This is a genomic window from Sorangium sp. So ce362, from assembly GCF_051519845.1.
Taxonomy (GTDB): domain Bacteria; phylum Myxococcota_A; class Polyangia; order Polyangiales; family Polyangiaceae; genus Sorangium.
On record NZ_CP150332.1, the window covers coordinates 7,857,093 to 7,871,453 of the forward strand.

General features: G+C 73.7%; 14 protein-coding genes. 7 read left to right on the top strand and 7 right to left on the bottom strand.

What is annotated here, in order from left to right; all coding sequences use genetic code 11:
* Positions 1–11 precede the first annotated feature (11 nt).
* Positions 12–872 (top strand): ATP-dependent sacrificial sulfur transferase LarE, encoded by an 861-nt coding sequence (larE, locus tag WMF17_RS30015; protein ID WP_437596607.1) that lies wholly within the window; start codon positions 12–14, stop codon positions 870–872.
* Between the two features lie 159 nt (positions 873–1,031).
* Here the strand turns inward: larE and WMF17_RS30020 are convergent, their stop codons facing one another.
* From WMF17_RS30020 to WMF17_RS30030, 3 genes are all read right to left on the bottom strand, one after another.
* Complete coding sequence (locus WMF17_RS30020) at positions 1,032–1,877, bottom strand: pyruvate, water dikinase regulatory protein (protein WP_437644385.1); 846 nt, start codon at positions 1,875–1,877, stop codon at positions 1,032–1,034.
* Between the two features lie 101 nt (positions 1,878–1,978).
* Entirely contained in the window at positions 1,979–3,079 is a 1,101-nt protein-coding gene (gene dnaJ, locus WMF17_RS30025; RefSeq protein WP_437596609.1) for a molecular chaperone DnaJ, read from the bottom strand.
* Between the two features lie 52 nt (positions 3,080–3,131).
* The gene (locus tag WMF17_RS30030; RefSeq protein ID WP_437596610.1) at positions 3,132–4,871 is read right to left on the bottom strand and encodes a class I adenylate-forming enzyme family protein; all 1,740 of its coding nucleotides are present in this window, start codon (positions 4,869–4,871) and stop codon (positions 3,132–3,134) included.
* A 48-nt stretch (positions 4,872–4,919) separates the two neighbouring features.
* Here WMF17_RS30030 and WMF17_RS30035 point away from each other — a divergent pair, with 48 nt between their 5' ends.
* From WMF17_RS30035 to WMF17_RS30045, 3 genes are all read left to right on the top strand, one after another.
* A complete protein-coding gene (locus WMF17_RS30035; protein WP_437596611.1) occupies positions 4,920–5,324 on the top strand; it encodes a PilZ domain-containing protein in 405 nt (134 codons plus the stop codon).
* Positions 5,325–5,384: 60 nt separating this feature from the next.
* A complete protein-coding gene (locus tag WMF17_RS30040; RefSeq protein ID WP_437596612.1) occupies positions 5,385–7,628 on the top strand; it encodes a hypothetical protein in 2,244 nt (747 codons plus the stop codon).
* A gap of 134 nt (positions 7,629–7,762) precedes the next feature.
* The gene (locus tag WMF17_RS30045; protein WP_437596613.1) at positions 7,763–8,326 is read left to right on the top strand and encodes a hemerythrin domain-containing protein; all 564 of its coding nucleotides are present in this window, start codon (positions 7,763–7,765) and stop codon (positions 8,324–8,326) included.
* Between the two features lie 50 nt (positions 8,327–8,376).
* On the opposite strand, the gene WMF17_RS30050 is transcribed toward WMF17_RS30045, so the two are convergent.
* Positions 8,377–9,534, bottom strand: a complete 1,158-nt coding sequence (locus tag WMF17_RS30050) for a hypothetical protein (RefSeq protein WP_437596614.1) — start codon at positions 9,532–9,534, stop codon at positions 8,377–8,379.
* Between the two features lie 73 nt (positions 9,535–9,607).
* On the opposite strand from WMF17_RS30050, the gene WMF17_RS30055 reads away from it, so the two are divergent.
* Complete coding sequence (locus WMF17_RS30055) at positions 9,608–9,913, top strand: PilZ domain-containing protein (protein ID WP_437596615.1); 306 nt, start codon at positions 9,608–9,610, stop codon at positions 9,911–9,913.
* A gap of 47 nt (positions 9,914–9,960) precedes the next feature.
* Here WMF17_RS30055 and WMF17_RS30060 read toward each other — a convergent pair whose 3' ends face one another.
* From WMF17_RS30060 to WMF17_RS30070, 3 genes are all read right to left on the bottom strand, one after another.
* The gene (locus WMF17_RS30060) at positions 9,961–11,247 is read right to left on the bottom strand and encodes a FecR domain-containing protein (RefSeq protein ID WP_437596616.1); all 1,287 of its coding nucleotides are present in this window, start codon (positions 11,245–11,247) and stop codon (positions 9,961–9,963) included.
* On the bottom strand, positions 11,244–12,209 hold the full coding sequence (locus WMF17_RS30065) for an RNA polymerase sigma factor (RefSeq protein WP_437596617.1): 966 nt from the start codon (positions 12,207–12,209) through the stop codon (positions 11,244–11,246). The genes WMF17_RS30060 and WMF17_RS30065 overlap by 4 nt, the downstream gene beginning before the upstream one ends.
* A gap of 320 nt (positions 12,210–12,529) precedes the next feature.
* The gene (locus WMF17_RS30070; protein WP_437596618.1) at positions 12,530–12,916 is read right to left on the bottom strand and encodes a hypothetical protein; all 387 of its coding nucleotides are present in this window, start codon (positions 12,914–12,916) and stop codon (positions 12,530–12,532) included.
* 101 nt (positions 12,917–13,017) lie between these two features.
* On the opposite strand from WMF17_RS30070, the gene WMF17_RS30075 reads away from it, so the two are divergent.
* Both WMF17_RS30075 and WMF17_RS30080 read left to right on the top strand, forming a co-directional pair.
* Positions 13,018–13,869: a purine-nucleoside phosphorylase gene (locus tag WMF17_RS30075; protein WP_437596619.1), complete on the top strand. Its 852-nt coding sequence runs from the start codon at positions 13,018–13,020 to the stop codon at positions 13,867–13,869.
* A complete protein-coding gene (locus WMF17_RS30080; protein WP_437596620.1) occupies positions 13,866–14,330 on the top strand; it encodes a cytidine deaminase in 465 nt (154 codons plus the stop codon). Before WMF17_RS30075 ends, WMF17_RS30080 begins: the two co-directional genes overlap by 4 nt.
* The last annotated feature ends 31 nt before the right edge of the window (positions 14,331–14,361 follow it).

Consider the following 14,361-nt stretch of genomic DNA (forward strand, 5'->3'; position numbering starts at 1 on the left):
GGAGGAACGCCATGTCCGCGCCGTCGCTCACGCCCGAGGGCTCCCCCATCGACCCCAAGCTCGCCGGGCTGCGCGCCCGGCTCCGGGAGCTCGGATCCGTCCTCGTCTGCTACTCCGGCGGGGTGGACAGCGCCTTCGTCCTCGCGGTCGCCCACCAGGAGCTCGGCCCGAAGGCCGTCGGCATGACCGCGGTCTCGCCGAGCCTCGCGCCCGCCGAGAAGGACGATGCCACGGCGATCGCCCGGCTGATCGGCGCCGACCACCGCCTCGTCGCGTCGTCCGAGATCGACGACCCGCGCTATGTGGCGAACAACCCCGACCGCTGCTTCCACTGCAAGAGCGAGCTCTACCGGATCGCCGTGCACAAGCGGTCCGAGTGGGGGCTCGCGGCGATCCTGAACGGCACCAACACGGACGACCTCGGCGACTACCGCCCCGGGCTCGAGGCGGCGCGCGAGGCCGGCGTGGTGAGCCCCCTCGTCGAGCTCGGCTTCAGCAAGGCCGACGTGCGCGCCGGCGCGGCGCGCGTCGGCCTGCCCATCTGGGACAAGCCGGCCGCCGCCTGCCTCTCCAGCCGCATCCCCTACGGGACCAGCGTCACGCGCGAGCGGCTCTCGCAGATCGGCGGCTTCGAGGGCGCGCTGCGCGGCCTCGGGTTCCGCCAGGTCCGCGTCCGCTACCACGACGACCTCGCGCGCATCGAGCTCGACGCCGGCGAGCTCGCGCGCGCCGCCGAGCCCTCGTTGCGCGCCGAGATCGTGGCCGCCGGCAAGCGGCACGGCTTCCGGTACGTGACGCTCGATCTCGGCGGGTACAGGACCGGTAGCCACAACGAGGTCCTCGTCGGCCGCGCCCTCAAGATCGTGAGCTGACCGGCGGCGCGCCCCGCCGCACGCCCATCTGGACACGCCGCACGCCCATCTGGACACGCCGCACGCCCATCTGGACACGCCGCACGCCCATCTGGACACGCCGCTTTCCTGCCTTCGCGCCGTGCGGCGGCGTCGCGCGTCCCGCTCGGCCGCGCGGCCTCACATCAGCGACGAGCGCGCGGCCTTCGCGCGCTCGTCGCGCTCCTTCAGGTGCTCCAGGATGATCACCGCCGTCTCCTCGATGGCGCGCCCCGTGACGTCGACAACCGGCCACTCCGGGTGCGCGGCGAAGAGCCGGCGCGCGTAGTCGAGCTCCTGCCGGACGTGCTCGCGCATCGCGTAGTTCGTCTCGGCGGGCATCCCGAGGTGGCGCAGGCGCGCCTGCCGGATCTCGCAGAGCTGATCGAGCCCGATGGTCAGGCCGACGACCCTGTCCTGCGGGGCGTCCACGAGCTCGGGCGGCGGCGCGACGCCGAGCACGAGCGGCAGGTTCGCGACCTTGAGGCCGCGCTGCGCCAGCAGCGTCGACAGCGGCGTCTTCGACGTGCGCGAGACGCCGACGAGCACGATGTCCGCCCGCTTGAAGTTCCTCGGCTCCTTGCCGTCGTCGCTCTTGACCGCGAACTCCACCGCCTCGATGCGCCGGAAGTACTCCTCGCTGAGCGGCAGCATCGCGCTCGGCAGGTTGATCGGCTCCCGGTCGAGGAAGGTGCCGAGCCGGCCGATGAGCGAGCCGATCAGATCGATCGCCTCGATGTTCAGCTCGGCCGTGGAGGCGTGCACGAACTCGCGCAGCTCGGGGCTCACCACCGTGAACACGACGAGCGCCCCCTCCCGGGCCGCGCGCTCGAGCACCGGCCGCGCGATGTCCGGCGTGCGCACCCGGGTGTGGAGGCGGATCTGCACCCCCGCGTCCGGGAACTGGAGCAGCGCGGCGCGCACGGCCTTCTCCGCCGTCTCTCCCGTGGAGTCGCTCAGGACGTCGATGAACTTCGGTCTATCCATGTCCGATGCCTCCTTCGCCATGTCGGCTCAGACGCTCGAGGCAGCGCTCGTGCCTCTGCGTTCAGCGGGACGCAAAGGATCACCCGCGGGCGCACGGCAGGTCAACCAAACAGACCCTTGAGCTTGTCCATGAAGCTGGCCTGCTGCGGCTGCACGTTCTCGCCGAGGTCCTTCGCCAGCTGGGAGATGAGCTCCTTTTGCGAGGCGGTGAGCTGCGTCGGCACCTCGACGCTCACCTCGACGAGCTGGTCGCCGCGCCCGCCGACGACGCGGCGCGGGATGCCCTTGCCCTTGATCCGGAGCACCGAGCCGGGCTGCGTGCCCGGGGGGATCCGCAGCCTGCCCTTCCCGTCGAGGGTCGGGATCTCCAGCTCGCCGCCGAGCGCCGCGCGCGCGAACGAGATCGGCACGGCGCACACAACGTCGTCGCCGACGCGGCGGAAGAGCTCGTGCGGCGCGACGCGGATGGTGAGCTCGAGATCGCCCGGCCCGCGATCGGGGCGGACGGCGTTGCCGCCGCGCTCCACGAGCCGGGTCGCGCCGTTCTCCACGCCCGCGGGGATGGTCACCTCGATGGTCTTCTGCTTCGCCGCGAGGCCGGCGCCGCGGCACGTCGTGCACGGGTCGGTCACGATCCGGCCCGTGCCGCGGCACCGGCCGCAGGGGCGCTCGATCGCGATGGGGAACATCCCCTGCTGCATCCGGACGCGGCCGCGGCCCGCGCACGCCGCGCAGCGCTCGGTCGACGCCCCGGGCGCGGAGCCCGAGCCGGCGCAGTCGCCGCACGGCTCGACGCGATCGTAGGTGATCTGCTTCGTGCAGCCGAACGCCGCCTCCTCGAAGCTGATCCGCACCTCTTTCTGCAGCGTCCCGCGGTCGCCCACCTTGATGCCGAGGGCGCCGAGCAGGTCGCCGAAGATGGCGTCGAGGTTGAGGTCCTGCATGTCGAAGGGCACGCCCTGGAAGCCCGAGCCGGCGGGGGCGCCGACGGCGGCGGGGCCGAACCGGTCGAACGCCGCGCGCTTCTGGGGATCGCTGAGGATCTGGTAGGCCGCGTTCAATTCCTTGAAGCGGACGTGCGCGCCCTGGTCCCCCGGGTTCTTGTCGGGATGGTGCTGCGCGGCGAGTCGCCGGAAAGCGCTTTTGATTTCATCCTGCGTCGAGGAACGCTCGACGCCCAACACTTCGTACGGATCCCGCACGAGGTGCGAAATAGCATCGATCGCCCTCCCGGGACAGCAGCTACCGGCGCGCCTACTCCGCTGGTTTCGGCTCGGGTCCGGCGAGGTCGCGCTTCATCACCTTGCCCGTCGGGTTGCGCGGCAGCGCGTCGACGAAGACGATCTCGCGCGGGACCTTCGGGCCCGCGAGCTCTGCGCGGCAGTGCGCCTCGATGTCGTCCTCGCTCGCGACCGCGCCGGGGCGCAGGGCGACGAACGCGCGCACGCGCTCCCCCCACGCGCGATCCGGGACGCCCACCACGGCGGCCTCGGCGACCGCCGGGTGATCGTGCAGCACCGACTCCACCTCGGCGGGGTACACGTTCACGCCGCCCGAGATGATCAGGTCCCGCTTGCGGCCTTCGATGTGGTAGCAGCCGCGCGCGTCGCGGCGCGCGAGGTCGCCGACCGAGAAGTAGCCGTCCAGCATCGACTCGCGCGTGGCGTCCGGATCTCTGTGGTAGCCGGAGACGAGCAGGGGGCTCCTCACATAGAGCTCGCCCACCTCGCCGTCGCGGCACGGCTCCCCGTCCTCGCCCACCAGCATGAGCTCGCTGCCGGCGACCGGGCGCCCGATGGTGCCCGGCGACGCGCGCAGATCCTCGGGGCCCGCGATCGTCACGATGCCCGTCTCGGTCGCGCCGTAGAAGTTGAAGAGCCTGTCGCCGAACACCCCCATCACCTTCGTCGCGAGCGCCGGCGGCAGCGGCGCGCCGCCCGTGAAGATCGCGGTGAGCGACGACGTGTCGTGGGCGCGGAGGCGCGCCTCGCCGAGCTCGAGCACGCGGTGGAGCATCGTCGGGACGACCGCCGTGGTCGTCACGCGGTAACGCTGGATCGCCTCGAGGAAGAGCTCCGGATGGAACTCCGGGAGGATCACGATCGTCGCGCCGAGGACCAGGGAGAGGTTCACGAAGCCGAGCGCCGTGAGGTGGTAGAGGGGGCACACGGCGAGGTGCACGTCCCCCGCGCGCATCGGGGTCGCGCCGATCGCCCCGAGCGCCGACACGACGACCCCGCCGCCGAAGCCGCGCACCGCGCCCTTCGGCTTGCCGGTGGTGCCGGAGGTGTACATCACCACCGCGGCCCGCTCGCTCCGATCCGGCGCGGCGCCGCGCTCGGTGATGAGCTCGTCGAAGTGCGCGAAGCCCGGGGCGCGCTCGCCGACCGCGATCATGCGCTCGCGCGGGATCCCCTCGAGCCGCGGCGCGGCCTCGCGGATCACGTCGGCGATATCGGCGTCGAACACGAGCAGGCGCGCCCCGGAGTGGACGGCGAGGTAGGAGAGCTCGGCGGGGGTCGATCGCCACGAGGCCGTCACGACGGACGCGCCGACGCGGGCGAGCGCGATCTGGCTCATCACGAACTCGGGGCGGTTCTTGAGCGCGAGCAGCACGGTCGCGCCCGGGCCGACGCCGCGCCGGTCGAGCGCGTAGCCGAGCCGCTCGATCGCCTCGTTCAGCGCGAAGAACGAGTAGACCCGATCCTCGGCCGGGGCCTTCACGTCGCCCTCGGCCGCGCCGCGCGCGAGGCTCCGCGGGTCGACCACCGCGATGCGGTGCGGGCTGTTCTCGGCGTAGAACCGGAACAGGAGCGACGGGTTCGCCTTGCCCTTCGCGAGCTCGCGCGCGAGGACCTTGAGCCCCGGCCAACGCAGCGCGGCGAGGAGCCCCGTCTGCGTCACCGCCCGCCCGGCGACGAGCGCCCCGTCCTTGAGCGCGCCGATCCTGCGCCGCCCGCTCGCGACCGCGGCCCTGGCACCACCACGTTCCATGGGCGGCGACTTTACTCTGGGCCGCGCGCGCCGTGGTAGGGTGGTGCCGTGACGGAGACGGACCGCCGCTCAGCCAATCGGGCCGCGATCGAGCTGAGCGTGGAGTACAAGCGACTCAACACGTTCTTCGCCGACTACACGCGCAACATCTCGAAAGGCGGGACGTTCATCCGGACCGATCGCCCGCTCGCGATCGGCACCGAGTTCGTCTTCGCCCTCTCGATCCGCAACCTGGCCGAGCCGCTCCGCCTCCGCGGGCGGGTGAAGTGGATCGTGATGCCCGCCGAGGCGACGGAGGAGGCGCCGGCGGGGATGGGCATCGAGTTCCAGTATGCGAGCGAGGCGGAGAGCGCCGCGACCGAGGCGGTGGTCGAGCAGCTGATGATGAGCGAGCTCGGCGAGACGCTCGCGTCCAAGCTGCTCGGCCGCAGGCTCGGCGACGGCTCGCGGTAGCGCTGGCGACAGAGCCCCGGGGGGGTGCGCGCACGCTTCGCCCGTGTACACTGCCCCGCAATGTCGCTGCCGACCTTGCTCCCCCGGCGCCGTCTCGCCCGGGGTCTCGCCGCGCTCGCCCTCGCGCTCTCTCCCCTCGCCTGCGGGGCCTCCGGTACGCCGGGGGCGAAGGGGCCGCCCGGCGCCGAAGGCCGCGCCGCTGTCGTCGAGGTCCGCGACGCCGATTTCTCCGGCAGCCTCTTCACGATCGTGCGCGACGGCAAGCAGAGCCCGCAGCGCACGGGCCTGCTCATCGGCGTGATCCGCAGGCAGCTCGCGCACGCCGCGGCGCGCTTCCACGCCGGGCAGCCCGACCGGGCCGTCGACAGCGTCCTCGGCGCGCTCTACCTGGTCCGTCCCGGCGAGGGCCACGCCGAGATGATCGACGCCGTGGGCGAGCGCGCCCTCGCCGGCGCCATCGAGCGGCTGAGCCCGCGCGGCGACGAGGGGCGGGTGCGGGCGCTCATGGAGCTCCGCGCCGCCGCGCTGCCGAGCGGCAGCCGGGCCCGCGCCGAGGTCGACGAGCACCTGGCCGCCCTCGATCGCTGGATGAAGGAGACGCGCACCGGCGGGCCGCTCGAGCAGCTCGGCATGGAGCAGCGCGCGTCCGTCTCGCGCGCCCTCGTCGACAGCCGCCCGGAGACGATCCAGCGCGCCGCCGCCGCCACCGCGGCGTGGATCGACCGGGCGATCGAGTTCAACATCGAGTTCCGGCAAGGGGGGAAGCGGCCGGAGCGCGAGGAGGCGGTCGAGGCGGCGCGCGCGCTGGAGTCGGGCGGCGCGAGCATGGCCGCGCTGTTCCTCCGCTACGGCGACGCGAAGGGCGCGCTCGAGCAGATCGACCGCACGAGCGCGCGCCGGGTGATCCCGCCCGGCCTGTACGAGCGGATCAAGGCCGCCGCGTCCAGCGACGACGCGGTCTCGTGGCAGGCGCTCGCGACCGCCTTCGCCCTCCACGACACGCAGGAGCGCGACGCCGAGACCGGGATGCTGCAGGACCTGCTCAACGGGGCGATCTGGGGCACGGCCCTGGAGGCCTACCGGCGCGATCCGCTGAGCTACGACAGCGCCACGCTGATCTCCCAGGTGATGATCCGCCTCGGCATGTCGGAGGCGACGCCGCTCGTGGTCGCCGGCGCGCTCGGCGACCGGCCGAGCCCCGGCGCGCTCGGGGCCGCGCTGGGGCTCCTCTTGGGCGCGCTCTCGGAGGAGGCGTCGAACGACGATTTCGAGGCCGCCCGGCGCACCTACAGCGCCGCGGGGCCGCTGCTCGTGCTCGCCGACCGGGCGGCGCGCGGCGGCGCCGTGCTCGATCCGTCGGGCGCGCGCGTCCGGTCCCTCATGGCGTCGCTCGAGCTGCGCGCCGGCAACCTCGCCGGCGCGCTGCCGCTGCTCCGCGCCGCCACGGCGGCCGAGCCGACGGTCAACGGGCTCACGCTCCTCGCGATGGCCGAGCGGCAGTCCGGCGAGCTCCAGGCCGCGCTGGAGGACGTGCGGCGGGCGCTGGGAGCGCCGGACGCGCGCACCGCGCCGCTCGAGATCATCCAGGCGCACGTGCTCGCCTTCGAGCTCCACCGCGAGGTGGGCACGCAGGAGCGGGCCAAGGAGTCGCTCGACGCGGCGCTCGCCGCCGCGCTCGACGCCCGGCAGCGCGCGCGAGATCCCGGCACGAAGGCGCGGACGGAGCGGCTGCTCGGGCGCATCCTCGATGGCTATGGCGACGAGAAAGGCGCGACCCGCGCCTACGAGCGGGCGTTCGCCCTGGTGGCCGCCGAGCCGCCGCAGCTCGGCGCCACGATGCTCGACGCCGTGGGGCGCGCGCTCGTCGAGCGCGATCTCCCCGCCGCGCGGCGGGCGCTGAAGCGCGGCCTCGAGGCGAACGTGGACGAGGAGGATCTCGTCTACGGCGGGCTCTGGGTCCTCCTGCTGGAGCGCGCCCTCGGCGTCGCGACGGACGGCACCGCGGGCCGCGCGCTGGACAGCGCGGCGAATCGCGCGTCCTGGACAGGGAAGCTCGCGGCGTGGGCGAACGGCAAGCTCAGCGACGCGGATCTCGACAAGCTCGCCCAGAGCGCGGCGCAGCGCGTGGAGGCGCAATTTTACACGGCGATGGCCAAGAAGGCGGCCGGCGATGCGGGCGCGGACGAGCGGCTCCGGGCGGTGTCGAAGAGCCCCGTGATCGACCTGCTCGAGGTGCACCTCGCGCGCGAGATGCTGGCCCCCGAGCTGCGGATCGAGCTGCCCCGCAACGCGAGCCTTCCTTGAAGGAAAGGTGGGATGTCGCGCCCCGCGCTGGTCAAGCGGCGAGGTGATCGGACGGCCAGCGCGCGGGCGCGCGAAACCGCGAGCGGAGAGAAAAAAGCTTCCACGCCTCCGCGCACTTGCTCGATCATCGATTGATGCCCGATGACCGGAACGATCCGCTCGAGAAGCTCACCGCCGCTCACCGGAGCCTGGAAGAGAACCTGAACGACCTCGCGCGCGCCGCGCGGGCGCTCAGCGATGCCCCCGGGCGCGCCACGGCGCTCGAGGGTCTCTCCAGCGTTGTGGCCTACTTCGAGCGGTCGATGAGCCGGCACCAGGAGGACGAGGAGCGCTCGCTGTTCCCGCGGCTCGCGGTGCTGGAGGCCATCGCGCCGACCCTCGATCGCCTCCGGCAGGAGCACAAGGCGCATCAGCGCGCGATCAACGCGCTGCGCGCCGCGATCGAGCGCGACGGCGGCCCCGAGGCGGTGGAGGTGCTCCCCCAGCTCATCGAGAGCCTGCGCGCCGCGTACCAGAGCCACGTGGCCTGCGAGGAGCAGGAGGTCTTTCCGGCCGCTCGCCGGTTCCTGCAGGCCTCGGCCATGCAGGGGATCATGAACGAGATGGAGACGCGCCGGGGGCGCGGCGCGCAAGGCAACCCTGCCAAGGGGATCAGCGGGCGCCCTCACCGCCCCGGCGGGATGCGCAGGGGCCCGTAGCGGCTCGGCGCGCCTGCTCGAGTCGCTTCTCGAGCGCGGCGCTCGGTCCGCTAGAACGACTCCTCGCTCGCGCGCTCCAGCGCCGCGCGCAGGTGGTTCTGCGCCCGCAGCGTGTACGCCCCGTCGGGGTGCTGCTCCAGGTGACTGCGGAACGCCTCCGCCGACTGCACGAACTTCCTCAGCCGGTAGAGGGTGACGCCGCGGGCGAGGTGCCTGGGATACGCCGGGTCGAGCGCGGCGAGCTCGTCGATCTTCTTCAGGCGATAGTGCTCCTCGGCGCGCTGCGCCTCCGCCGCGCGGAGCGCCGCCGCGCGGAGCGCCGCCGCGGGCGAGCGCGACCCCGGCTCGCCGGCCTGCTGCTCCGGGCGCGCCGCCGCCTCCGCGGCGGGAGGCGCCGCGAGCTCCTGCGCGCTCCTCCCGCCGAGCGGGTGCGACAGCAGGAACTTGAACAGCGCGCGCTCCTCGTCGAGCGCCACCCCGAACGGAGCTCGCTGGAGGCCCACGATGGCGCCCCAGCGCTTCTTGAAGAGCACCCCGAGCACGGCGCCATCCATGGCGACGCGGCGCGCCTCGCCGCCGCCGCGCGGCCCCGCCTCCCCTCGCCGCAGCCATGTGTTTCGCCGGAGCAGCCCGATGAAATTGCCGCCGAGCTCGCGGAGCTCGTCGGACTCCTCGCCGGTCGCCTCGAAGCGGCGCACCTCGCGGACGAACGAGCGCATCTGGTAGGCCCGCAGCCGGAGCACCGCCTCGTCCCCCTGGGCGAGCGCGGGGCCCACGGCCTCGAGCACGCGCTTGCGCGCGGCGAGGAGCTCGGCCTCGGTGTGATCCGCGTCGGCGTCCACGACCCCGAACGCGCGGATGGCGGAGCCGAGCTCGCGCACCTCGGCGTCGAGCCCGAGCTGCTCGGCCTCTCCGGCGCGCGCGATGTCCGCGTCCCGCGTCCGCGCGAGGGCCTGCGCGTCGGCGAGCGGCAGCGGCAGCTCGGCGGGCTCGACCGATCGCGGCACCGTGAGGATGGCCGCAGTTCCCGCGATGAAGATGGCCACGAGCCCCGGCTCCCAGCCGTCGAGGTGCCGCTTCCAGCCGCGGCGCTCCGCCGGGCCCTCCGCGCGCGGCGACGCGGTGGAAGACGCGACGGCCCGGCTGCGGCTCGACCGAGCCGAGCGCGGCTCCCGGCGCTTGACAGCGACGCTCTCGGCTCGCGACATTGATCGTCTCCTCTGCGCTCCAGAATACCCCACGCGGCGACCTCCAGCGCCGCACACCTAGCCAGCGAGGCACGTGCGAGATCACCGCAAGCACCCGCGCAAGCTCATCGAGCTCTCGATCGCGTTCCGGATCGGCGACGGCCCGCCCGTCGATGCGACATGCCGCGACATCAGCCTCGGCGGGATGTTCATCAATACCAGCTCGCCCGCTCCCTTCGGAGCGACCATCGAGGTGCTGCTGTCCCTGGCGGGCCTGAAGCAGGCCGCCGCGATCCCGTCGGTCGTGCGATGGACCACCTCCGAGGGGATGGGGGTGCAGTTCGGGGTGATGGGCGCGCGGGAGACCTACGCGCTCACGCAGCTCCTCGGCTCGCTCTGAGCCTCCGCGCGGACGGCCGCGCAGCGCTCCCCGCGCGACGGCCGCGCTCAGTCCTCGATGGTCAACGGGATGGCGAGCTGCCTCGGGCCCTCCGCGAAGCGACCCTGGTAGAGGCCTGCAGCGCAGGCCTGCAGCGCAGGCCGGAGCGGCGGGTCGAAGCGCACGGCGGCGACGCTGCCGTCCGGGTGCACGGAGATGCGCAGCGTCGAGACGATCGACCTGCGGACCAAGGACGAACCGCCAGCGCTCTCGCGCGCGAAACAGCTCGACAGCAGCGACTGCACGGACGCTGACGTCAGCGCCGGCAGGTGAGCGGTCGCCTGCGGGTCGGAAACCGGCTCTGCGACGGCCAGCGACGGCTCGATCGGCGACGGCGGAGGCGGCTCGTCGACCGCCGGGGCGGCCGCCTCGGCGGCCGCCGAGAAGACGGGCGAGGCGGGCTCCTCCACGTGAGCGACGGCCACCGGGGCCGCAGCAGCTCCGCTCGGCGGACGCACGCCGGCGGTCGGCCGGGGCGACTCAGGCGGACGCGCCGGCTCCGGGGGCGCGGCGAGGGCGCTGTCCTGCGGCGCGGGGCGCTGGAGGAGGCGCGCCTCGCGGCCGCCGTCGAGCGAGAAGGTGCCGCGCGACGGACCGACGAGCAGGTGCGCGGTGGTCGCGCCGCGGTACGCCGCGGGACCGACCGCGACGGTGCCGTGCTCCACGTCGACCTCCACGCGATCCTCCAGGCGGGTCACGGTGAAGAGCGTGCCGTGCACCGCGACGCGGGTGCCGTCCACCTCGACGGCGAACGCCTCGACGAGCCCCTCCTCGGGCGCGCGCGTGACGACGTCGGCCCGCACCGAGCCCCGCTCGAGCGCGATCACGTGGCCGACCCCCGCCGCGCCCACGGCGCGCACCACGGCGCGGCTGTTCGGCAAGAGCGTCCAGCGCACCGAGCCGACATCGACGAAGGAGATCGCGTGGGCCGCGGCCTCGACGGAGTCGCCTGGCCGGAGGGCGCGAAAATCCAGGTCGTCGGCCGCCCCGGCGGCCCTGGGCACGTCCGCGAGATCGCGGGCGCGCGGCGGCGTCGACGTCGCCGCGACGGGCGGGGCGGAGCGCCCGGCCGCGAGGACCGCGAACGCGATCGCCGCCGCGGCCGCCGCGAACGCGAGCGCTCGCCCGAGCGGCGAGCGCTGCGGCGGAGCGGCGCGACGCTCCGAAGAGGGCCGATCGATCCGCGCGAACAGCTCGCGCTCGATGGCGTCCCAGCGAGGCTCCGGAGGCTCCTCGGCGCGGAGCAGCCGCTCCATGTGCTCCCGTGCCCGCTCGTACTGCTTTGCGCCGCTCACATGTCCTCCGCGTCGACAGCCGCTTGATCCGCCGCGGGATACCCCACTGCAGCGCCCCCTCTAGAAACCGGTTCGCGCGTCGCCTCCGGACCTGTGGCGTCCACCTTGTCCGCGCCGCCCTCGGCCAGCTCGACGGCGAGCTGGGCGAGCGCGGGCTCGGCGCGCATCATCGCCTCGATCTCCCGGCGCGCATAAAACAGCCGCGTCCGGACGGTCAGGACCGGGGCGCCGACGATCTCCGCGATCTCGGTTGGCGCGATCCCCTCGAGCTCGTGGAGGACGTAGACGACCCGCTTCTTCTCGGGGAGGCGCTCCAGCACCCGCCGGAAGGCGTCGATCCTGCGAGCGCGAGCGGCGTCTTCGTCCGGGAGCATGCCGCGGTCGGCCTCAAGATGGATGCTGGGCTCGCCCGCGAACACCGGCCGGGAGCGCGCCGCGCGCCGAGTCATCAGCACCGCATTGACCGTCACCCGGTGGAGCCACGTCGAGAACTTCGACTGCCCCCGGAAGTCCCCCAGGCTCCGGTGCACCTGGATGAACACCTCCTGGATGACGTCCTCCGCGTCGGCGGTCGGCCCGAGCATCCTGAAGACGAGCCGCGCGACGTCGCGGCGATAACGACGGAAGATCTCGGCAAAGGCCGTAGGGTCGCCGCTCTGGAAGCGGCGGATCCACTCGCCCACGTCGTCGGGCTCGGTCACGGGCGGAAGCCTATCCGCCCCCTCGGCGCTCATGGAGCTCGATGGCGAGACGACGAGCGCCGGACGGCGAGATAGGTCATGGCGCGCGAGCGCCGCGTCGAGCGCCACGCGCGCGTCCTGCGCGGCCCGGGCGTCCGCGCGGCCGTTCGGCGCCCCCCAGCCGAGGGGGAAGAACGACAGCGGGAGGTGCGCCCAGAACGCCCCCGTCTCGACCGCCACGGTATGCACGAAGGTCTCCGATGCGCCGAGCAGCCGGACCATTCATGGCGCTGCGAAGGCCGATGGCCCGTGCAGCGCCGCCCCGGGCCGCGATGACGCCCGGAAGCGCACAAAAGTTGTTCCTCCGGGCACATCGGCGCGACCTTCCGGCGCATGATCATCATCGCCGTGTCGCTGACCGTGGCCCTCGTCGCCGCCGACCTGCTCGAGCTGGGCTCGCGCCGCCGCGATCGCGCGTAGCGACCGGCTTCAGGCCCTGGACAAAAAGGTGCCCGGCTTGAGCCCACTTCGGCCTCGGGCCGACGTGCGCTCAAGCCGGGCGACGGGAAGAACCGTGGGTGTACCCGGGTCGTCCGGCCGGATCAGCCCGCGGCCTCGGCGCCCTCCGCCGCGGCGCCGCCCTTCTTCGGCAGCTCGAAGAGCGCCGACAGCTCGACCTTCTCCTGCTTCTTCTGCTCCAGGATGCGGTTGACCGCGCGCAGCAGGCGCGTCTTCGCAGGGCCGCTGATCGGCTTGCCCTGCAATGCCGCGCCCAGCGTGCGGTCGGTCACCGGGCGGCCGCTTCGCGGCTTCTTGGTGCTGGCGGCCTCCTTCTTCTTCGCAGCATCCTCGCTGCTGCGCGCCAGCCGCTTGGTCAGGCGGATCGCCCGATCCTCCGGCTGCAGCCGCTCGATCTTGACCGACACCGCAATGATGCGGCGGGGGTCGATCTTCTGTTCCTTCAAGAAATTTTCGATCTTGGTGCCCATCGTCGTCACTTACCCCGAAAGGGCGGCGACCCTATCACGCTCGGTGCCGCTGTGCATCTGCGACGTTTACCTCCCGCGTCGCCCTCGGGTAGCTTGTCGCGGTGACCCTCCTGGCCGAGCTCGACGAAGCAGCGCGCATCATTCACCAACGAATTCCGGCGTCTCCGAGCATCGGCGTGGTGCTGGGATCAGGGCTCGGGGGCTGGGGCGACGAGCTCTCCGGGCTCGTGAAGGTCCCCTACGCGGAGATCCCCGGCATGCCCCGGCCCGCCGTCGAGGGGCACGCCGGCTTCCTCTGCGCCGGGCGCGTCGGCGATGTGCCGGTCGTCTGCTTGCAGGGGCGCGCGCACCTCTATGAGGGGCACCCGCCGGCGAAGGTCGCGTTCGGCGTCCGCGTGCTCGCGCGGCTCGGCTGTCGCGCCGTGCTCCTGACGAACGCGGCGGGCGGCATCCATCCCGGCTTCGCCGCCGGCGACCTCATGCTGCTCACCGATCACCTGAACCTGATGGGGGTGAACCCGCTCCTCGGGCCGAACGACGAGGCGCTCGGCAAGCGCTTCCCCGACATGACCTACGCGCACGATCCCAGGCTGCTGGAGCTCGCGCGGGCGGCGGCGAGCGACGCGAGCGTCCCGCTGCGCGAGGGGGTCTACGCCGGTCTGCTCGGGCCGACGTACGAGACGCCCGCCGAGATCCGGATGCTGCGCGCGCTCGGGGCAGACGCGGTCGGGATGAGCACGGTCCCGGAGATCATCGCGCTCAGGCACATGGGCGTGCCGGCCGCGGCCATCTCGTGCATCACGAACCTCGCGGCGGGCCTGACGCAGCGCGAGCTCGACCACAAGGAGGTCGAGGAGACCGCCCGGAGGGCGCGCGCCCAGTTCACGGCGCTGCTCTCGGCGTGGGTCCGCCGCGTCGGCGAAGGCGCCGCGGCCGGGAGCTCTGCGTCGTGAGCCGCGCCCCGCAGGACGCCGTCGAGGCGCCCGCCGCTACCGAGGCGGCGCGGGCGATCGACTGGGACGCGCTCGACCGGGCGGCCCTCGCCGTCCGGGAGCGGGCGCACGCGCCGTACTCGGGCTACTGGGTAGGCGCGGCGATCCTCGTGCGGTCGGGCCGCGTGTTCGCCGGCTGCAACGTCGAGAACGCCTCGTACGGGCTCACGCTCTGCGCGGAGCGCTCGGCCATCGCGCAGATGGTCGCGGCCGGCGAGCGCGACCCGATCGCGCTCACCGTCGCCACCAGCGGGCCCATCCTCGGCAGCCCGTGCGGCATGTGCCGGCAGACCCTCGCCGAGTTCGCCGTCGATCTCCCGATCCGCCTCATCGCCGCCGGAGGCGGCAGCGTGGCGCCTCGGATCACCTCGCTGGCAGCGCTCCTGCCCGAGGCGTTCGGGGCGGCCGCGCTCTCGCGCTGATCGCCCCCGCGCCCCGCCGGCGAGCGCCGCC